Raw genomic sequence first — 15,974 nt, forward strand, 5'->3', positions numbered from 1 at the left:
ATGATGGATGTGTATAGATGAAGTGTAGGTTCTGCGGGGCCATATTCGACCTCAAGGACATATCCAAGCCTATGGACGACAGCCCGTTCCAGTTCGTATGGGTCAGGGACAACTGCCCTAACTGCAAGAGAGGGATGGACGACTGGTATGAGAGGGTGAGAGAATGATGGTGGAATCAAAGGTATATGAGAATAATGGTTTCTATGACTATGTAGTAACTATCAATACACAGGTGGATTCCTTCTATCAAGGCAATCCGAGATACATCGTAACATTGACGAAGGATGGGGTATTAGTCGAACCGTATAAGGAGGCAGAGGAATGACCTCAGATTGGTGTTATAGATGCCCCAGATGCGGATCGGTCAACGAACTCGAGGGCGAGGAGCTTAATCATGGGGATGGCGAAGAGACGGAACTCGAATGCTATAACTGTGGTCAGAAAATCAAATGCACCGCATACGTTTCAATAGATTATCAATTCTCTGTGAAGGACCCGTTAACGAGGACGAGTATAATGTCGGTGTAACGTTTGATCACATATTTGGGACCGACCCATCCAGAAAAGAGAATTACATACTCCATCTCGAAGATGAGGACGAATGGGAAGATATTAACAGAATATTGACGGAACAGGAGGAAGAGGAATGACCTGCGAACTCGTACCCTGCCCATGGTGCAAGGAATCGGAACGGATTTACCCTCATAGATTCGGAGGCGAAGGGCAGTGGCAGATGGAATGTCAATCATGCGGTGCAACTGGCCCGATGGCGGATGAAAGACATATTGCGGTACAGAAATGGAATGGGAGGGAGTTGATATGAACAACCTTGAATCCTGTCCGTTCTGCGGATGTCGGATAAAGACCAGATATATACCGCCAGAACAGGGAGGGCCAGTATGGGAGTTTCAGCATCCTAAGAATGATTGTTTCCTATTGTTATGCAGTATTCCCTATATCACCGATTTTGACGAGTTCATGGATAGATGGAACAGGAGAGTGAGCGAATGACCGAATTGAAGCCATGTCCGTTCTGCGGTTCTAACAACGTCCAGAACCGTGAGGACGATGGGCGGTACATCCTCTGCAACACCTGCCACATCGAGGTCCGCGACCATCAGGGAACGGACAGGCAGTTCGAGATGTGGAACAGGAGAGTGAACGAATGACCGACCTTAAACCATGCCCATTTTGTGGACAAACAGCTTATTTGCATTTAGAAGATAAGTTTGGAATAGACGGCGAAAGACTGAGTTATGTGTCTTGCTATACTTGTCTTGTTCAAGGCCCCCTTGAAATGAAAATCGAAAAAGCAATTGAATCATGGAACAGGAGGGCCGATGACGATGCGGATTTACTGGCCCTGTTCAACGGGTGGCTCGATTCCGAAAGATACAACTGCGACAACTCCGAGCATGATTAGGAGGTTTGCCACGAGATGCTATCCATCGTGCATAAGAAACAGATGCAGGAGGAATCCAATACCAAACATTCTACGCCCGCATTAGATCGGGCTAAAGATGCGAATTACGGCCCACGCGATGATAACGGATGCTGTTGGCATTGCGAGCATTTCCGCATCCAAGAGTATGCGCCGTCGGGCAAGAAGTGGGTATGCGACGAGCTGAACATCCAGGTTCTAAAAGGACACGGATGCAGATTTTTCAAATGGAGGAGGAAGAATGACCGATTGTCGCCAATGTTTCCATTATGGTAGGTCGCTTGTAAACGGTCGCATAGAATGTGCGATAGCCGATAAAGTAGGCGCATCAAGGGACAGATGTCCGTTCTTCGTAAGGTGGAAGGGATGATACAGGCGTCTATCTTCGACTTCAAGCCGAAGATCATAGAGCAGACGGCCCGTCATATCGTCCTCAAGGACGTATATGAGGAGGACGGTTTCATGCGTGCATATCGTACCGATGCTAAGTGTATAGTCGATTCCATCGGTACGTTCTTCAACGGCGGAGCTCTCACAGATACCCGCGTGTTGGCGAACACCAATCAGATAGACCGTACATCCGATAGCTCCATAGATCATAACGATATGTCGTTGAGATCGTTTCTCCAATTATGCTCGCCCTATCATAAGGAGATATACGCCGATGGAACAGTCAAGGATTGGTTGAGGTTGTCCGAATACGACCCGATAAACCATAGATATGACAGCAGATTCGTCCAGATAGCCGATGCCTCGATGGATTCGGACAATCTGTATCTGATAGACATAGACGGTATGATCTACGACATCAAGCTTGAAGATGATTCCAGATGCGACGCATATCGCATTACTAAGTATGACCCCAGCGTAATAACCGAGCACTTCGTAAACGAGGTTCTCAGGAGGGGGATGAAAGTAAGAGATGTATGTTTCCTAATAGATCATTATTCCTGGGCGTTGGAGAACTACTGTCCATATACAAGGGATTGGAAGGACGGCGGGATGGTTAAGTCCGACCTATTCGACAGGATAAACGATTTGGCAGACAGGGTAGGCATAGAACTGCGCTGGCCCTACACCGTCGAACCGTTAGAACCAATATGGCCTGCATATCCGAATTACGAATGCAGGTATTGCATTCATTCCGAGTGCGAGAACAGGAAGAACGGTTACGGATGCGAGAAATACATCTGGAATAGAAAACCAATCAAGCCGGAGCATGAGGATAACCCGAAACGGCCCAGAAAATCCAAGAGAAAGGCAGTCGCCGAGGACGATGAATGCGGATGCGATGATGAGTCGGAGGCGTTATTATGACAGGGTTCACTTCGGGCATGAGAACATCACTGACCGATGATTGGGCGACTCCGCAAGGTCTGTTCGATCAGCTCAACGAGGAGTTCGATTTCACACTCGATGTATGCGCCAGTGCGACTAACTGTAAAGTATCGAGATTCTTCGATGTAAACGCTGACGGATTGAAACAGGACTGGACTAAAGATGTATGCTGGATGAATCCCCCTTATGGCCGTGTCATCGGTCAGTGGGTAAAGAAAGCTTACGATACAGGGCTGGGGGGGGGGACAGTTGTATGTTTACTCCCCGCAAGGACAGATACTAAATGGTGGAGGGATTACGTCATGCGTGCATCTGAGCTGAGGTTCATTAAGGGGCGCGTTAAGTTCGGTAACTCAAACGTAGGTGCTCCGTTTCCATCGGTAATCGTAATCTATGGAACACCGACAACTCCGAGGATAACGATGTTTGAGGCGAGGAGTTGATGATATGAGCAATAATGGGCAGATGCGTCTATACACATCAACGGGAACACGCAAAACCATCGAGAAGTGCAACATCCATAATATCGGGTTATTGATGGTAGATCATTGGCGCAATCCCGAGGATTGGCCTTTCTTTGCCATAGATAACGGATGCTATTCTGCATTCAATCAACAGGAAGAATGGAATGCTGGCCCATTCCTAAACATCCTGAACAGATTAGTAAAAGAGAACAGGATTCCCGATTATATCGTCATACCCGATAAACCTACGGATTCGGCATCCTTGGAGTTTTCGATGGCATGGTTGCCGATCCTGGAAAGGATGTACCCTACATTCCCAAAATACCTGGCAGTCCAGGACGGTATGAGCTACGATTCCATTGATTCGATCGTGGATCGCATTAACGGTATATTCGTTGGCGGTTCGATGAATTGGAAGCTGGAAACCATGAAAGGATGGGTGGAATATGCTCATTCCCACGGTATCCAATGCCACATCGGACGTATCGGACCTATTAAGCGTATGATCTTATGCAAATTGGCCGGAGCAGATTCTATCGATTCTACTACATGGGTTCAGGTCAGGGGCGGGGTGGACAAATACGTTAACGGTTTCAAATCACAGATATTGTTGGAGGTGGAATGAATGACCGAGCATTACATGGACCATGAGCAATGCTATAGGTGCGAACTCGACCATTGCTGTTGGTCATTGGGCTCGTTCCTATGGGAGGATGGGAACACACCGAACGATTGCAAGGAATTCAGGCCTAAGGAGGAAGAGGAATGACCGAAGATACGGCACGTCCCACACCCACGAGGAACGATGTGGCGAAGATTTTCAATCTGTCGAGAGAAATGGGACTGGCGAGGAGATGCATCAATGAGCTGATGGCCCTCAACATCTATCGCTATGATACGAAGGAGTGGGCATTGGTAGAGGATTGCAGAGATATGCTTGAAGACAAGATCAAGGAGCTTTTTTGTGAGAGGAGATAGATGGACATCAAGTTCTTCGGCAAAGATGAGGAGGAAGAGGAATGACCGACCTTAAACCCTGTCCGTTCTGCGGACATGATGTGACGATCTACGAAGATGACCTGGAAACCGACAATCTGTTCTGGGTTATCCGCTGTGGATGGTGTAACGCGATGATATACGATGACTGTGAGGACAAAGAGCAGATCGTCGAAAGATGGAACAGGAGGGTGGAGGTATGACCGATCTTAAACCATGTCCGTTCTGCGGGTGCGAAATGTCAATTGCGATAATGGATTACAATCTCGTGAAAATCAAACATTATTCAATCGTACATCCCGATAACGGATGTATTTTGGAGAATTACGAAAGTTGTGAAACATCCGCACGTGGGGAGTTAGTAGACAAGTGGAACAGGAGGGTGGATGAATGACCGATCTCAAACCCTGTCCGTTCTGCGGTTCGACCGAGATACACACCTATGAGCCGACGATATACGAAATAGGGAACGATGCTTCCGTGAATTGTGAGAACCCTATATGTGGTGCGGAGGTTCGTGGCAAGGGACTGAAAGAAGCAATTGCTAAATGGAACAGGAGGGTAAAGGAATGAACTCTGCCAATAAAGGCAAGTGGGGTGACCCTTGGCCTACGACATATACGGGAACGACATCCGATGGAATTCATCATCCGACCGTTGTAAAACTGAAACCCTGTCCGTTCTGCGGAGCACCAGCCAAGATCATGAAGGGTTGCGGAGAGGATTGGGTCCAATGCGTGAACCCGAAATGTTCATGCTGTTCGTCGATGCACACGAACACACAGATGGCCATTGAGATTTGGAACAGGAGGGCAAGGGAGTGACCTTCGCAGCCGGCAACAGGTACTCCGATGCCATTGGTAGGAGATGGAAGGTCGTGAGGTCCGCGAGCGATTCCGAGGGGAATCTCGTGCTGATCGTCCGTAATTGGAAGAAGGGCCTATGCCTTGCTTTCGAGGATGTCGAGGGCACTGCGACCGTACTGCTGAAAGACGGGTTCACAACGATATACGAGGAGGCGGAGAAATGACCGACCTTAAACCATGTCCGTTCTGCGGTGCAGGTTCAGACCTTGTTTATGCGCATCATACCCCCGAAGACGGTAATTTCATTCATTGCCTTAATTGTAGGTTGATGGTTTGGTGTACTAATCCCAGAATGGAGGATCTAATCGAAAGATGGAACAGGAGGGTGGATGAATGACGCCGATAACCTATAACTGCCCTCATACGACCGATTCGAGATTACCCTGCCCCATCTGCCTCACGCCCTATGGGGCGCCGAAATATGAATGACAATCCGGATTACGGCTATTTCGCGCTTCCATGCAAGTCGGTGGATGAGATCCCGAAATCCTGTTGGACATGCGTCAAGCACATCTGCGTGATCTCCGGGATGACCACCTGCTTCCTCATCGATAGACCGAGTCATACGAAGATGGGGGTCGAACCCTGTCCCGAATATGAGCCCGACATCATCTGGCTCGAGGTCGGGTAGTGGTATCCGCCGAAGTCCTATCATGCACGGCATAATAATGGCAGTAATCATTCTCATTCTCGTAGACCGAGGGTCTGAAGAGGATGAGCCGATGATAGCCGAGAATAGCATGGAAGCGTACATGCGGGCTTTCAATACGAAGAAGCTCGACACGTTGCGCTGCAAGGTGTTTTAGACCATAGCCGAGAAGCCCGGACTCATGGACGAGGAGATCGCCGCGGAGCTCGGAGTAACTATCAATGTGGTCACAGGCAGGGTCTGTGAGCTGAGGGAGCACGGATTCATAATCTGCACCGACGGAATAAACAAAAGGGGCCTCAACGCACGCAGATCCTACATCAGGAAGGAGGTCCCCTCATGAGCGACGGGAGGGACATCATCCTGATCTGTCCCCATTGCGGCAATCGCATGTACCCGTCCGAGGACGAAGCATCCAATCATCTATTCTGGACATGCGAGGCCTGCGAGCTCGAGATTGTGGAGGAATGGCAATGATTGACGATGCGATTATGGAATTCATTGAGAACAACCGTACAAAGGCGGTCCCCGTAAGACTCATTGTGGCGATGATGGGGAAGGAACTCGATGCCACTCAGAACGAGGTCGAGGATGCCCTGATACGGTTGGAGAACGGGAACAGGATCCACGGGTTCTTCTTCGACGGCGAGCCCTGTGTGGGGACGGTGCTCTGACATGGCATTCTACGACGAATCCGTCATGGACAGCGACCGCAGGGAGATCAGGGAGCTGATGCAATCCATCCATGCGAGGTCGTCACTCAACATCAGGACCAATGAGGATGTCGATAGGCTCAGGAAGTACCTCCTGTCCGATGCCAAGTCGATCCTCAGCAGCGCGGAGAAGCTGATAGGTCTTCTCTGCCGGGAGTACGAGTGATGGCGATCATAGCGCATTCATGCAGCGAATGCAGGGAGTTCTCCAAGAGGACGGTCGGTCAGGATCCTGAGGGCGAGCCCATAGAGGAATACCGCTGCGGGGATAGGATAATGACGGCATCGGAGACGGTCTTCGGATGTGGGCTATGGAGGAAAGCATGACACCTTCCGAGCTCACAAATGCCGTCCTCAAGGCACTCGAACAGGAAAGGAGTGTGGATGAGGTCGCGCAGAAGGTCGGAGCTCCGAGATCCTCCGTACTTGACATCATGCTCTATCTCGCAGGGAGGGGAAGGATAGTCCTCACCGATTCACTGCATTCCAAATGGCAGATCAAGCACGGGAGGGAGACGGAATGACTCTCGACACCTTCCTCTTGATGTTATTGACACTCCTCATCGGATGCATGAGTCTGATAATCCTTCACAGGAGGGAGGAAGAGTGAACTACGAATGCTCCAGATGTGGTTTCATCCATCCGGATGAGACGGAGGAATTGCCTGACGGATGGGCGGAGATAGAATACACGGCAACAACCGGGATGAGATGGACGGAACACCTCTGTCCCGATTGTCAAAATTGCCAATCAAAGACGGTGACTGAATGACTTTCGGTATGCCGAAGATAGATACCCTCAACGGAGGACAGACCTGCATGCAGTGCAGGAATTTCCTCGAGAGGGCGGTCAGACATGACAGGTTCTGGGGAGATGTACCCGTGACATCGTACTGCAAGCAGTTCGGAAAGGTCGTCATCCCTTCGGACGGGCAGGAATGCAGAGCATTCCTCAAGAAACCCTTTACAACAGAAGAAAAGAAGGTATGAGCAATGAGCTACAGAGTATTACTCAGGAACGACGACACCGGAGAGGACCTCCTCTCCGCAACACTCAAGAACGAAGCATCCGCCATGAGGATCGCTGATAACATCCTCGGTGCGGTCAAGGAGACAATAGTGGCCCCCAAGACTTCCTCGCCCGTGATCGGCGGAGGAATCTCGGAGAACAAGCCATGATAATCGCCAAGATCGTCGTCCATAAAGGGAAGAGGGACGGCATGGTGCAGATATTCGAACCTCCGCTGCCCGGACCAGTAGGTGTCTACGATGCGAAGGACATAACGGTCAACTATGACAGGAATGTCCTGACGTTCCGTACATCATTGAACGTCGAGGAAGAGGGCAAGGAGGCGAGGATATTCGAGACCAATGTATACACCAAGTACGATCTCCTTGAGTTCGACGAGGAGATTCTCCGAGGGTTTTTTAAATAAACTCTTAGAGATTCATTAACAGCGGAGTGTCATTGCCACTTTTCGAGTGTTCCCACTCTAAGGTGCATCCTCAGTGATGCCCGCTACCTCCACCGGACCTCTCAAGCAGAGTGTGAGGAGAATCCCATCCCTTATCGAACGGGAGGTCCGGCCTAAACCCATATCCGGCAAGCCTGCAGTGGGATGCACTCGCCGCATATCGTCTTATCCATTGACACTTGGAGCCATCCGATCCCCCTCCTCCTCGGGGGTAATAGAGGAGGATCACCTCTCACGGAGGAGCATGACACTCTCACAGGACATCATAGAGATCACGACCCCCGGCAGGGTGTACTGTCCTGCCGAGGTAGCCGAGAGGTTAGGTGTCGAGAGGGTCAGCAACGTGAAGAAGCAGATGGATTCTCTATGCGAATACCACTACTTCGAAAGATGGAAGAAGCCCAAGAGATGGCTCGGACACGAGGTCTATGCCTATCTCAGGCTGCCATGACCGTCATTCTATGACCGGGAAGGACACCCGTAATAACCGAATATCATTCCTTGGTACGGATCCCTGTCGGCCGGGAGATAGACCGACACTTTTCAAGCACGGCATAATAAAACCGCTTCGTAATGTTAGAATCACCTTAACGGAGGGTAACCCGTGGCAGTCGACAAGAAGGTACGCGCAGAGATACTGATGAAGCTCTATGCAGGTGTACCTGTGAGCAAGATCCTCAAGGAATACGATGTGAAGAAGTCCGCAGTCTATCAGTGGAAGAAGAAGGTGGACGAGGATTTAGCCGAGAGAAAGGCAGAGAAGAAAATGGAATCGATGAACGGAAATTTCCAAGAAAATCGGAATTTTCCACGGAATGACGAGTCCATAGCATTCCCGCCCATATCGCACATCGATCTTGATAATCTGTCGGATCATGCACTGAGAGGCCTATGGGACGGACTCACCCGCATCAAGGACGGTTTGGATAGAGTCCGTTTCGTGGATGGCGATGCCACAAGGGAATCCCTGACCATATCGTACCTCAAGGAGTACCGCCAATACATTGCACTCGTAGGCAAATGGGGAGGACTTGACGATAAGGTCGATTCCGACAACCCGATATTGACTGCATTCACGGAAGCATTGAAGAAGACAAGGACAGGCGAGGACGATGAGTGACACTTTGATTATGCCCCCGAGCCATGTCCTCGACTGGATAACCTGCGAGGACAAGCTCCAGTTCTGGGAGGGCCCTGTCAGATGCGGAAAGACGCAGGCATCCATCCTCGCACTCCTATATCACATTGAGAACAACCCTACATGGAAGCAGGGCATACTCTCGGGGAATACCACGAAATCAGCGAAGAACAATGTGGTCAAGACCGCCATGGGACTGCTCGATCTCGCCCCTAAAGCTAAGTTCAAGCAGCACGAAGGCGAAATCATCATCCCCACCAAGCACGGTCCCGTCAGGGTCGTTCTGTTCGGTGCGGACGATTCCGATTCGGATGATTCCCTCAGAGGATTCACGGCGGATTTCTGGGTGGCTGATGAGATCACCAAGCATCACGAGAACTTCATCAAGGAGGCCCTTGCCCGTATCTCCGCCTCAGAGCATCCTTGGGTGCTGTGGACATCCAATCCCGAGAATCCCCGGAACAGGATCTACACCGAGTACACCGACAGATTCCTCAACATGTCCGCTGAGGAGAAGGAGGAGTTCGGGGGTTATTCGGAGAGGCACTTCAAACTGACGGACAATCCCATCATGACTCCCGAGAAGATCCGCGCATTGGAGCTCACATACACGGGGGCGGAATATCGCAGGAAGGTCTTAGGGGAGAGATGCGTGGCGGAGGGGCTCGTTTATCCATTCTTCGGGGAAGAGTGCATCAAGAGTCCTCCCGAGACCGCTACGGTCCGTTGGGCAGCCATCGACTTCGGTACGGTCCATCCTACTGCGATGGGCTGGTACGCATACGACAAGCCCACCAAAACATATTACAAGGTTAAGGAATGGAGGGCCACACCTGAACAGGCCTCCAAGATGACCACTTCAGAGTATATGGATGTCTTCGAGAAGATAACCGAGGAGCTCGGCGGGATCTCGAAGATGAATCTTACGATAGATTATGGGGGAGGCGGAGAGGCACTCGTCAGAGAAGCTGAGCGCAGACACTGGATGCCGCAAACCCCTGACAAGAAGGTGTTGGACGGCATTTCCGCAACCGCCAGACTCCTGAAAACGCACGTTCTCTATATCTCTCCCGAGTGTCCACTGACCATCGAGGAGCTCTATCTCTACCATTGGGACCAGAAGGCATCGGAGAGAGGAGAGGACAAGGTCGTGAAAGAACACGACGATCTCGCGGATGAAACACGTTACGCAGCCTCTACCTTTATCGAGCCGAGACTGAGGAGATGAGAACATGGAAGACATCATAAGGACACCGCCGGAGATCACTCCGAAGAGCATCAGGAACGCATTCAACCAGTTCAAAGCGAGACTCGACCGTTTGGCTGCGATAGACAGGGCATACGATACCGGACAGTGCGCGAAAGACGAATATGCGTGCGTATCCAACTACTGCAAATACATCTGCGATACCAAGGCCTCCTATGTAGCAGGGAATCCCCCCCAGTATACCGCAGGGGAAGGGGACGAGAAGGCAGAAGAGGTCATAGACCTCTACAGGCATCAAACCAAGGAAGAGGTGGATCAGAAGCTTGTCAACGATTGCTCCATATACGGAAGGGCATTCGAGGTCTGCTTCTGCGAGGAGAAGAACGGAACACTCGTTCCCAAGAGTGCGGCGATCAGCCCCCTTCACTGTTTCGTCGCATACGACACCACCATCGATCCGGATTCAGTGTTCGGTGCGATCCATTACGAGGAGGTCGATGAGGATAACAAGAGGACACATTACCTCGATGTGTACGACGCGATCAACATCACACGCTACAAGCTCGACAATAACACATTCTCGCAGGTCATGGAGGCCCGCCCTCACGGATTCGACAGGGTCCCCATCACCGAGTACAGGAACAATGCCACTATGAGAGGGGACTTCGAGCCCGTCATGTCCCTGCAGAACGCCATCAATCAGGTGCTGTCGGACCGTGTCACAGACAAGAACCGTTTTGCATCGGCTGTCATCGTAGCTAAAGGAGTCACCTTCGGAGATGACAGAGAAGAGGTGGAAGAGAATATGGGCCAGATAAAGGAAATGGCATATCTGGCGATTCCCAAGGATGCCGACCTGTCATATCTCGTCAAGACATTCGACGAGAACTCGGTGCAGGTCCTCATAGATGACATCAAGTCCGACCTCCACAAGATTAGCAGGATCCCCGACCTCTCCGATCAGGCCTTCGCCTCCAATTCCTCCGGTGTGGCGATCAAGTTCAAGCTGCAGGGGCTGAACAATCTCGCGCAGTCCCTGATAGCGCAGTTCAACAAGGGCTACAAGAGGAGATGCAAGCTCTACTCATACATCCTCTTCGGAGATGCCGATGCGGTCGATGTGGAGAACATGAGGATTGTGTTCAGATTCGACATACCTGCCGACATCATCAATGAGGCCAATGCACTCAACACCTACATCGGGGCAAGGATCCTGTCGAGGAGAACGGCTATGGAGAACTGCCCCTATGTGGAGGATGTCACGATAGAGGAGGAACGTCTGGCCGTGGAGACGAAGCTCGACATGGAGCGTCAGCAGCAGATGGAGATGGATTTCCTCCAGAACAATCTCGGCAATAAGGTGAGGGAACAGCTGGACGCTGAGGAAGAGGCTGAAGAGGTCGAATGATGGCGATAGACAAGGTCAATGACGGCAAGTCCAAGAAGGGCAAGCTCTCCAAGTCACAGAAGAGGGGGGCGGCGAAAGTCCTCGCCATTACCGCCTTGACCCAACTCGCTATGCGCACTCTCATAAGGGCCACCAAGCAAGCATCCGAGCAACTTTCGGATGATATTGCGCAAATCCTCGATACATACAAACAGAAAGGCGGGTTCTCCTCGAGAGAGGAGGCCCGTCAATACATGGACGGCTTCGTCAAGCCCAAGGACATCGACCTCCTGATCGAGAGGGCGAGGAAGCTCCCCGAACCATATAGGACGCAGGAGCTCACCCGCCTCTCCACTCCCGCATACTCCTATCGCATGACCCGTAAGAAGGCCATCGACGAGGCACAGAAGATCGAATCCCGTGTCCTCGCAGGGAAGTACGACAAGGTTCTCAAGAGCACTGGCAAGGAGGTCATGGATGAATCCGTATCCCGTCTCGCCTACGATTCCTCCATGGAAGCGGGAATCGGGATCTCCTTCGACATTCCGAACATGGAAGCGGTCGATGAGACCCTTCGCGGAGAGGGGGTGTACGACAAGGTCAAGCTCTTCACCGACGAGGAGATGAAGGAAGTGAAGCGCATCTGCACCAAAGGATGGTTGGACGGGCACTCGTATGATGACATCGCAAAGGATGTGGAAGCTCTCACTGGAAAGGAATCCTACAAATGTGTGAGACTTGTCAGGACTACCATGGCCCAGGCCTCCATCGATGCCGATTATGAGGAGATGAAGGATCTCGGATTCAAGGAGTACGAGATCCATTGTACCCTTGACGAGAAGACCTGTGAGATCTGCGGGAGATATGATGGGAAGATCGTGAAGGTAGGTTCTGGTGGGCCGATGCCCACATTCCATCCCAATTGCAGGTGCTACATCACCACCGTCATGAATGCAGAGGGCAGGATGAGGGCCGCGAGGAACGCAGAGGGTAAGACGATAAAGGTCCCTGCCTCGATGACATACAACGAGTACATCATGCGCTATGGTTCCGATGCCGCGAAGAAGAGATTGGGTATCGAGACGGGCAAATTCGACGAATGACCACGGCATAATAAACCTAAGCGGGCATATTCCATCTGCCGGGAGTATCAGATCGTAAGTCTGGATCCGGGAGCCCCTTGCGAAGCAGGCTCATACACTCTTCGAGGCCCGGGTTACGTTACGCAACGTCGAGAATAACCAAATAGAATACCCCGGCACACTCCTTACATGAGGGAGGGTTCCGTAACATTACCTCCTTCAAAGGGGGCGACGGTTGCTCTCTCCTTCCAAAGGGTTCTCCTTATCGTCGTCCCCTGTCAGTTTTGACCACGGCATAATAAACTCCGCGAGAATATCATACAATCACCAAACGGAGGGTTAACCGTGTCCGAAGAACCAATAGTACCGGAGAACACAACAACAGATCCCCCCGCAGAGGAACTCAAGTTCTCACAGGCCGACTTGGACCGTCTCATCAAAGAGAGGCTGGACAAGGCGGAGCGTGCGCACAAGAAGGAACTCAGCGAGGCGGAGGCCAAGCATAAGACCGAACTTGATCGCTTGAAGATGGACGAGTCCGAGCGTGCAAAGGCAGAAGCCGAGGACGAGAGGAACGCACTCATCAAGCGTGCAGAGGAGGCGGAGAATGCCTTGCGGCTCACAAAGGCCGAGAAGGAACTATCCAATGCCGGACTCCCAACGGAACTCGCATCCGTGCTTCTGAACGGTGCGCAGGATGAGAAGTCACTGCTGGCCGCTATCAAGGCCATAGCGGACGCATCCACCGAGAAGGGCAACAAGCTCTACGCGGATAAGGTCGGAGGACGCGGAGCCCCGACTGCCCCATCGTCTGCCGAATCTGACGACTTGCTCGAACAGATGAGGAAGGCCGCAGGGCTGAAGTGAGGTGAACTATATGGCAAACACCGTAAACAAAGTGACAGAGTACCTTAAGACCGTCATGGATGACGTGATCGAACAGGAATCGAAGACCTCGGCTCTGCAGGCGGACCCTCAGATCATCAGGGCGGCTAACAGTGCAGGCACGGTCGACATCGCAACAGTGACCACCACATCACTCGGAGACTACAACGCAGGCTATGCCGCCGCGAACGGAACCATCACATGGGCCCCTTACGCGCTGACCCATGACAGATCCGCAGTCTTCGATATTGACCGTAGGGAGGAGAACGAGACTGGAGGAGTGTTCAGCGCAACGAAGGTCGCAGCAGAGTTCATGAAGACTCAGGTCGTTCCTGAGATCGATGCGACTCGTATCGCAGCAATCGTCTCAGCCGCATCCGCAGTCGGACACGTCAACAACACATACACCGCATCCAGCCAGTCGGCGGGAATCGGATACAACAGGATCCTGTCCGTGCTCGGCGATGCACTCGATGCAGTCTTCGACGACACTGGAAAGGACGAGGGCCTCGTTATTTACATGGACCCCACCGCAATTTCCGCACTGAGGAACACCACTGAGATCAGCAAGACCCGTGAGCTTACCTCCGGACAGAGGACACTCGACCTCGACACCATGCAGCTCGACGGCAACCAGATCGTCAAGATGCCCAAGAACAGGATGTATTCCGCACTGTCCTACAATTCCGCTTCATCCGCATCTGGATACTCCAACAATGGAGTCGAGGTGTTCTTCGCTGTCGCCACTCCCGGCTACGCACAGGGAGTCGTTGCGTTCGAAGCACCCAAGTTCATCGCCAAAGAGATCAACCAGACCGCTGATGCCGACAGGTATGCGTACAGGATATTCCATGATTGCTTCGTTCCCGCGGAGAAGAGGGTCGGATTCTACGCCTGTATCGCCAAGTCCGGATGAAGGTGACTTGAATGGACCGTCTCGCCTCTCTCCGTGTACGCCCGCAGTATTCATATCTCGAGGACGCAGTTCTCGAGGAGATTCTTGCGGAGGCAGTGCAGGATTTCCTCATCTACACCAATCGTAAGGAGGATCCCGGGGATGAGGTCGATTCGATCATTGTCGATATGGCTGCCATAAAGCTCAATATGCTCGGGGCGGAGGGAACTTCCATGGTGAAGGAGGGAGAGATCACACGTCAGTGGGATTCCCTTCCCGAGACCCTCCGTCTCCGCATGGACCGTTACAGGAAAGCGATCTGGCCGTGATAGGATGATACCGTTGGCAAGGGACTCGCGCAAATTGTATATCTGGAAGTTCTCCAGCTCCGAGAAGGAGGGGGACATCACATCAGAGTATACACGTTGCAAGAAACCTGTCACGGCAACCATATATCCCGTCTCGACCAGCATCGACTACCTCATAGAGGGGCAGGATGTCCACAAGCTCTTCACCATCCTCATAGCGAACGATGGCACGAGGGAGGTGGATGTCCGCGATCATCTTGGTTCCAAGACTGAGAGGCTCTACAAGATCCTCGACCTCAAGATCGATGCTCTATCCATCCGCATCACGGGGGAGGAGCTATGACCGTACACTCCATAGAGGTCGGTCCCGAGATCATGAGGGAGAAGGGAAGAGAGATCCAATTCGCCCTCGAGGGTGCGGTTCGCAGATTCGCCATGAACGCTGTCGGAGATGCGAAGGACAAGGCTCCCGTAATCACCGGAAGGCTGAGGGGGAGCATAACCAAGAAGACCGAGTACACCAAGGGCGGGATAACCGCCCGTATCGGTTCCAATGTGGAGTATGCTCCATACGTCGAGTACGGAACGGGAGACAAAGGTTCTAACGCATACGGAGGGCATGTGGATGAGGAGGTATCATTCACGGCGGGATGGCCGGGAACGAATCCTCACTCCTACCTCCGTCCTGCCATTTACGACAAGGAGACCGAGTTCGTCGAAGAATGCAAGCTCGCAGTCAGGAGTGTGCTCGAATGATCGAGAATGTTCAGCAGATGCGCGGAGTGGTCGAGAAGGCCCTCAAGACGGGCAAATGCTACCTCGAGTACCCTCAGCACAAGATCAAGGAGCCGACGTTCGCCATCCTATCGATGGTGACGAACACACCGACACTGACGGAACATGACCGTACAGAGGTCATGAACCTCATAACCTATAACATTCACATCTACGCACGGAGTCAGACCGAGATCGTTGATCTGGCCTCGGATGTTTCTGATGCCTGTGCTAAAATCGGATTTACGCGCATCGGCCTTACTCCGGCTTGGAACAATCCGACTATGGGTCCATACAGGATCCTCACGGTCCAAGCCCTGCTGGACAAACGCGGAAACACATTCACATACTCATGAG

33 protein-coding genes are annotated in these 15,974 nt (G+C 51.9%); all 33 read left to right on the forward strand.

From position 1 onward, the window contains the following. Nucleotides 1–17: 17 nt before the first annotated feature. The 33 genes from PED39_05300 to PED39_05460 all read left to right on the forward strand — a co-directional run bounded on the left by PED39_05300 (nucleotide 18) and on the right by PED39_05460 (nucleotide 15,973). Nucleotides 18–167 carry a hypothetical protein gene (locus PED39_05300; GenBank protein WII07004.1) on the forward strand — a complete coding sequence of 50 codons (150 nt, stop codon included), beginning with the start codon at nucleotides 18–20 and terminating at the stop codon, nucleotides 165–167. Between the two features lie 840 nt (nucleotides 168–1,007). After that, entirely contained in the window at nucleotides 1,008–1,169 is a 162-nt protein-coding gene (locus PED39_05305) for a Lar family restriction alleviation protein (GenBank protein WII07005.1), read from the forward strand. Beyond that, nucleotides 1,166–1,423, forward strand: a complete 258-nt coding sequence (locus tag PED39_05310; protein ID WII07006.1) for a Lar family restriction alleviation protein — start codon at nucleotides 1,166–1,168, stop codon at nucleotides 1,421–1,423. Before PED39_05305 ends, PED39_05310 begins: the two co-directional genes overlap by 4 nt. A gap of 384 nt (nucleotides 1,424–1,807) precedes the next feature. After that, nucleotides 1,808–2,758 carry a hypothetical protein gene (locus PED39_05315; protein ID WII07007.1) on the forward strand — a complete coding sequence of 317 codons (951 nt, stop codon included), beginning with the start codon at nucleotides 1,808–1,810 and terminating at the stop codon, nucleotides 2,756–2,758. After that, nucleotides 2,755–3,222: a DNA N-6-adenine-methyltransferase gene (locus PED39_05320; GenBank protein WII07008.1), complete on the forward strand. Its 468-nt coding sequence runs from the start codon at nucleotides 2,755–2,757 to the stop codon at nucleotides 3,220–3,222. Before PED39_05315 ends, PED39_05320 begins: the two co-directional genes overlap by 4 nt. A gap of 295 nt (nucleotides 3,223–3,517) precedes the next feature. Next, nucleotides 3,518–3,868, forward strand: coding sequence for a hypothetical protein (locus PED39_05325; protein ID WII07009.1), 351 nt, complete (start codon nucleotides 3,518–3,520; stop codon nucleotides 3,866–3,868). Continuing rightward, nucleotides 3,869–4,012, forward strand: coding sequence for a hypothetical protein (locus PED39_05330; GenBank protein ID WII07010.1), 144 nt, complete (start codon nucleotides 3,869–3,871; stop codon nucleotides 4,010–4,012). Further along, on the forward strand, nucleotides 4,009–4,221 hold the full coding sequence (locus PED39_05335; protein WII07011.1) for a hypothetical protein: 213 nt from the start codon (nucleotides 4,009–4,011) through the stop codon (nucleotides 4,219–4,221). The genes PED39_05330 and PED39_05335 overlap by 4 nt, the downstream gene beginning before the upstream one ends. A gap of 41 nt (nucleotides 4,222–4,262) precedes the next feature. Continuing rightward, nucleotides 4,263–4,442: a Lar family restriction alleviation protein gene (locus tag PED39_05340; protein WII07012.1), complete on the forward strand. Its 180-nt coding sequence runs from the start codon at nucleotides 4,263–4,265 to the stop codon at nucleotides 4,440–4,442. Between the two features lie 187 nt (nucleotides 4,443–4,629). Further along, nucleotides 4,630–4,812, forward strand: coding sequence for a Lar family restriction alleviation protein (locus PED39_05345; protein ID WII07013.1), 183 nt, complete (start codon nucleotides 4,630–4,632; stop codon nucleotides 4,810–4,812). After that, nucleotides 4,809–5,063 carry a Lar family restriction alleviation protein gene (locus PED39_05350; GenBank protein ID WII07014.1) on the forward strand — a complete coding sequence of 85 codons (255 nt, stop codon included), beginning with the start codon at nucleotides 4,809–4,811 and terminating at the stop codon, nucleotides 5,061–5,063. Before PED39_05345 ends, PED39_05350 begins: the two co-directional genes overlap by 4 nt. After that, complete coding sequence (locus tag PED39_05355) at nucleotides 5,039–5,269, forward strand: hypothetical protein (protein WII07015.1); 231 nt, start codon at nucleotides 5,039–5,041, stop codon at nucleotides 5,267–5,269. The genes PED39_05350 and PED39_05355 overlap by 25 nt, the downstream gene beginning before the upstream one ends. A 257-nt stretch (nucleotides 5,270–5,526) precedes the next feature. Beyond that, complete coding sequence (locus PED39_05360) at nucleotides 5,527–5,736, forward strand: hypothetical protein (GenBank protein WII07016.1); 210 nt, start codon at nucleotides 5,527–5,529, stop codon at nucleotides 5,734–5,736. A gap of 199 nt (nucleotides 5,737–5,935) precedes the next feature. Next, entirely contained in the window at nucleotides 5,936–6,097 is a 162-nt protein-coding gene (locus PED39_05365; GenBank protein ID WII07017.1) for a hypothetical protein, read from the forward strand. Then, complete coding sequence (locus tag PED39_05370; protein WII07018.1) at nucleotides 6,094–6,231, forward strand: hypothetical protein; 138 nt, start codon at nucleotides 6,094–6,096, stop codon at nucleotides 6,229–6,231. Before PED39_05365 ends, PED39_05370 begins: the two co-directional genes overlap by 4 nt. Further along, nucleotides 6,222–6,428 carry a hypothetical protein gene (locus PED39_05375; protein WII07019.1) on the forward strand — a complete coding sequence of 69 codons (207 nt, stop codon included), beginning with the start codon at nucleotides 6,222–6,224 and terminating at the stop codon, nucleotides 6,426–6,428. The genes PED39_05370 and PED39_05375 overlap by 10 nt, the downstream gene beginning before the upstream one ends. 1 nt (nucleotide 6,429) lies before the next feature. Continuing rightward, nucleotides 6,430–6,633 (forward strand): hypothetical protein, encoded by a 204-nt coding sequence (locus PED39_05380; GenBank protein ID WII07020.1) that lies wholly within the window; start codon nucleotides 6,430–6,432, stop codon nucleotides 6,631–6,633. Beyond that, entirely contained in the window at nucleotides 6,633–6,794 is a 162-nt protein-coding gene (locus PED39_05385) for a hypothetical protein (protein WII07021.1), read from the forward strand. The genes PED39_05380 and PED39_05385 overlap by 1 nt, the downstream gene beginning before the upstream one ends. After that, nucleotides 6,791–6,991 carry a hypothetical protein gene (locus tag PED39_05390; GenBank protein ID WII07022.1) on the forward strand — a complete coding sequence of 67 codons (201 nt, stop codon included), beginning with the start codon at nucleotides 6,791–6,793 and terminating at the stop codon, nucleotides 6,989–6,991. The genes PED39_05385 and PED39_05390 overlap by 4 nt, the downstream gene beginning before the upstream one ends. A 243-nt stretch (nucleotides 6,992–7,234) precedes the next feature. Next, nucleotides 7,235–7,456, forward strand: coding sequence for a hypothetical protein (locus PED39_05395; protein WII07023.1), 222 nt, complete (start codon nucleotides 7,235–7,237; stop codon nucleotides 7,454–7,456). 3 nt (nucleotides 7,457–7,459) lie between these two features. After that, nucleotides 7,460–7,645, forward strand: a complete 186-nt coding sequence (locus PED39_05400) for a hypothetical protein (GenBank protein ID WII07024.1) — start codon at nucleotides 7,460–7,462, stop codon at nucleotides 7,643–7,645. Next, nucleotides 7,642–7,902 carry a hypothetical protein gene (locus PED39_05405; GenBank protein ID WII07025.1) on the forward strand — a complete coding sequence of 87 codons (261 nt, stop codon included), beginning with the start codon at nucleotides 7,642–7,644 and terminating at the stop codon, nucleotides 7,900–7,902. The genes PED39_05400 and PED39_05405 overlap by 4 nt, the downstream gene beginning before the upstream one ends. Nucleotides 7,903–8,185: 283 nt before the next feature. Further along, on the forward strand, nucleotides 8,186–8,392 hold the full coding sequence (locus PED39_05410; GenBank protein WII07026.1) for a hypothetical protein: 207 nt from the start codon (nucleotides 8,186–8,188) through the stop codon (nucleotides 8,390–8,392). A gap of 153 nt (nucleotides 8,393–8,545) precedes the next feature. Next, nucleotides 8,546–9,061 carry a helix-turn-helix domain containing protein gene (locus tag PED39_05415; protein WII07027.1) on the forward strand — a complete coding sequence of 172 codons (516 nt, stop codon included), beginning with the start codon at nucleotides 8,546–8,548 and terminating at the stop codon, nucleotides 9,059–9,061. After that, complete coding sequence (locus tag PED39_05420; protein WII07028.1) at nucleotides 9,054–10,307, forward strand: terminase family protein; 1,254 nt, start codon at nucleotides 9,054–9,056, stop codon at nucleotides 10,305–10,307. The genes PED39_05415 and PED39_05420 overlap by 8 nt, the downstream gene beginning before the upstream one ends. Nucleotides 10,308–10,311: 4 nt before the next feature. Next, the gene (locus tag PED39_05425; GenBank protein ID WII07029.1) at nucleotides 10,312–11,694 is read left to right on the forward strand and encodes a phage portal protein; all 1,383 of its coding nucleotides are present in this window, start codon (nucleotides 10,312–10,314) and stop codon (nucleotides 11,692–11,694) included. Continuing rightward, a complete protein-coding gene (locus tag PED39_05430; GenBank protein WII07030.1) occupies nucleotides 11,691–12,776 on the forward strand; it encodes a minor capsid protein in 1,086 nt (361 codons plus the stop codon). Before PED39_05425 ends, PED39_05430 begins: the two co-directional genes overlap by 4 nt. Nucleotides 12,777–13,100: 324 nt before the next feature. Beyond that, entirely contained in the window at nucleotides 13,101–13,622 is a 522-nt protein-coding gene (locus PED39_05435) for a DUF4355 domain-containing protein (GenBank protein WII07031.1), read from the forward strand. A 10-nt stretch (nucleotides 13,623–13,632) separates the two neighbouring features. Further along, nucleotides 13,633–14,556 (forward strand): hypothetical protein, encoded by a 924-nt coding sequence (locus PED39_05440; protein WII07032.1) that lies wholly within the window; start codon nucleotides 13,633–13,635, stop codon nucleotides 14,554–14,556. Nucleotides 14,557–14,567: 11 nt separating this feature from the next. Then, nucleotides 14,568–14,864 (forward strand): hypothetical protein, encoded by a 297-nt coding sequence (locus PED39_05445; GenBank protein WII07033.1) that lies wholly within the window; start codon nucleotides 14,568–14,570, stop codon nucleotides 14,862–14,864. 4 nt (nucleotides 14,865–14,868) lie between these two features. Next, nucleotides 14,869–15,186, forward strand: coding sequence for a hypothetical protein (locus tag PED39_05450; GenBank protein ID WII07034.1), 318 nt, complete (start codon nucleotides 14,869–14,871; stop codon nucleotides 15,184–15,186). Continuing rightward, on the forward strand, nucleotides 15,183–15,599 hold the full coding sequence (locus PED39_05455; GenBank protein WII07035.1) for an HK97 gp10 family phage protein: 417 nt from the start codon (nucleotides 15,183–15,185) through the stop codon (nucleotides 15,597–15,599). The genes PED39_05450 and PED39_05455 overlap by 4 nt, the downstream gene beginning before the upstream one ends. Then, nucleotides 15,596–15,973 (forward strand): hypothetical protein, encoded by a 378-nt coding sequence (locus PED39_05460; protein WII07036.1) that lies wholly within the window; start codon nucleotides 15,596–15,598, stop codon nucleotides 15,971–15,973. Before PED39_05455 ends, PED39_05460 begins: the two co-directional genes overlap by 4 nt. Nucleotide 15,974 lies beyond the last annotated feature (1 nt).

The organism is Methanomassiliicoccales archaeon LGM-RCC1 (assembly GCA_030168575.1).
Lineage (GTDB): Archaea > Thermoplasmatota > Thermoplasmata > Methanomassiliicoccales > Methanomethylophilaceae > Methanoprimaticola.

Bases quoted from the DNA above. Each gene is read 5' to 3' on its own strand.
- PED39_05445 (WII07033.1), top strand. From the start codon at position 14,568: ATGGACCGTCTCGCCTCTCTCCGTGTACGCCCGCAGTATTCATATCTC.
- PED39_05455 (WII07035.1), top strand. From the start codon at position 15,183: ATGACCGTACACTCCATAGAGGTCGGTCCCGAGATCATGAGGGAGAAG.
- PED39_05460 (WII07036.1), top strand. From the start codon at position 15,596: ATGATCGAGAATGTTCAGCAGATGCGCGGAGTGGTCGAGAAGGCCCTC.
- PED39_05305 (WII07005.1), top strand. From the start codon at position 1,008: ATGACCGAATTGAAGCCATGTCCGTTCTGCGGTTCTAACAACGTCCAG.
- PED39_05395 (WII07023.1), top strand. From the start codon at position 7,235: ATGACTTTCGGTATGCCGAAGATAGATACCCTCAACGGAGGACAGACC.
- PED39_05430 (WII07030.1), top strand. From the start codon at position 11,691: ATGATGGCGATAGACAAGGTCAATGACGGCAAGTCCAAGAAGGGCAAG.
- PED39_05330 (WII07010.1), top strand. From the start codon at position 3,869: ATGACCGAGCATTACATGGACCATGAGCAATGCTATAGGTGCGAACTC.
- PED39_05360 (WII07016.1), top strand. From the start codon at position 5,527: ATGAATGACAATCCGGATTACGGCTATTTCGCGCTTCCATGCAAGTCG.
- PED39_05340 (WII07012.1), top strand. From the start codon at position 4,263: ATGACCGACCTTAAACCCTGTCCGTTCTGCGGACATGATGTGACGATC.
- PED39_05365 (WII07017.1), top strand. From the start codon at position 5,936: ATGGACGAGGAGATCGCCGCGGAGCTCGGAGTAACTATCAATGTGGTC.
- PED39_05440 (WII07032.1), top strand. From the start codon at position 13,633: ATGGCAAACACCGTAAACAAAGTGACAGAGTACCTTAAGACCGTCATG.
- PED39_05325 (WII07009.1), top strand. From the start codon at position 3,518: ATGGCATGGTTGCCGATCCTGGAAAGGATGTACCCTACATTCCCAAAA.
- PED39_05350 (WII07014.1), top strand. From the start codon at position 4,809: ATGAACTCTGCCAATAAAGGCAAGTGGGGTGACCCTTGGCCTACGACA.
- PED39_05450 (WII07034.1), top strand. From the start codon at position 14,869: ATGATACCGTTGGCAAGGGACTCGCGCAAATTGTATATCTGGAAGTTC.
- PED39_05425 (WII07029.1), top strand. From the start codon at position 10,312: ATGGAAGACATCATAAGGACACCGCCGGAGATCACTCCGAAGAGCATC.
- PED39_05335 (WII07011.1), top strand. From the start codon at position 4,009: ATGACCGAAGATACGGCACGTCCCACACCCACGAGGAACGATGTGGCG.
- PED39_05300 (WII07004.1), top strand. From the start codon at position 18: ATGAAGTGTAGGTTCTGCGGGGCCATATTCGACCTCAAGGACATATCC.
- PED39_05375 (WII07019.1), top strand. From the start codon at position 6,222: ATGGCAATGATTGACGATGCGATTATGGAATTCATTGAGAACAACCGT.
- PED39_05390 (WII07022.1), top strand. From the start codon at position 6,791: ATGACACCTTCCGAGCTCACAAATGCCGTCCTCAAGGCACTCGAACAG.
- PED39_05405 (WII07025.1), top strand. From the start codon at position 7,642: ATGATAATCGCCAAGATCGTCGTCCATAAAGGGAAGAGGGACGGCATG.
- PED39_05320 (WII07008.1), top strand. From the start codon at position 2,755: ATGACAGGGTTCACTTCGGGCATGAGAACATCACTGACCGATGATTGG.
- PED39_05385 (WII07021.1), top strand. From the start codon at position 6,633: ATGGCGATCATAGCGCATTCATGCAGCGAATGCAGGGAGTTCTCCAAG.
- PED39_05315 (WII07007.1), top strand. From the start codon at position 1,808: ATGATACAGGCGTCTATCTTCGACTTCAAGCCGAAGATCATAGAGCAG.
- PED39_05380 (WII07020.1), top strand. From the start codon at position 6,430: ATGGCATTCTACGACGAATCCGTCATGGACAGCGACCGCAGGGAGATC.
- PED39_05420 (WII07028.1), top strand. From the start codon at position 9,054: ATGAGTGACACTTTGATTATGCCCCCGAGCCATGTCCTCGACTGGATA.
- PED39_05400 (WII07024.1), top strand. From the start codon at position 7,460: ATGAGCTACAGAGTATTACTCAGGAACGACGACACCGGAGAGGACCTC.
- PED39_05310 (WII07006.1), top strand. From the start codon at position 1,166: ATGACCGACCTTAAACCATGCCCATTTTGTGGACAAACAGCTTATTTG.
- PED39_05345 (WII07013.1), top strand. From the start codon at position 4,630: ATGACCGATCTCAAACCCTGTCCGTTCTGCGGTTCGACCGAGATACAC.
- PED39_05370 (WII07018.1), top strand. From the start codon at position 6,094: ATGAGCGACGGGAGGGACATCATCCTGATCTGTCCCCATTGCGGCAAT.
- PED39_05410 (WII07026.1), top strand. From the start codon at position 8,186: ATGACACTCTCACAGGACATCATAGAGATCACGACCCCCGGCAGGGTG.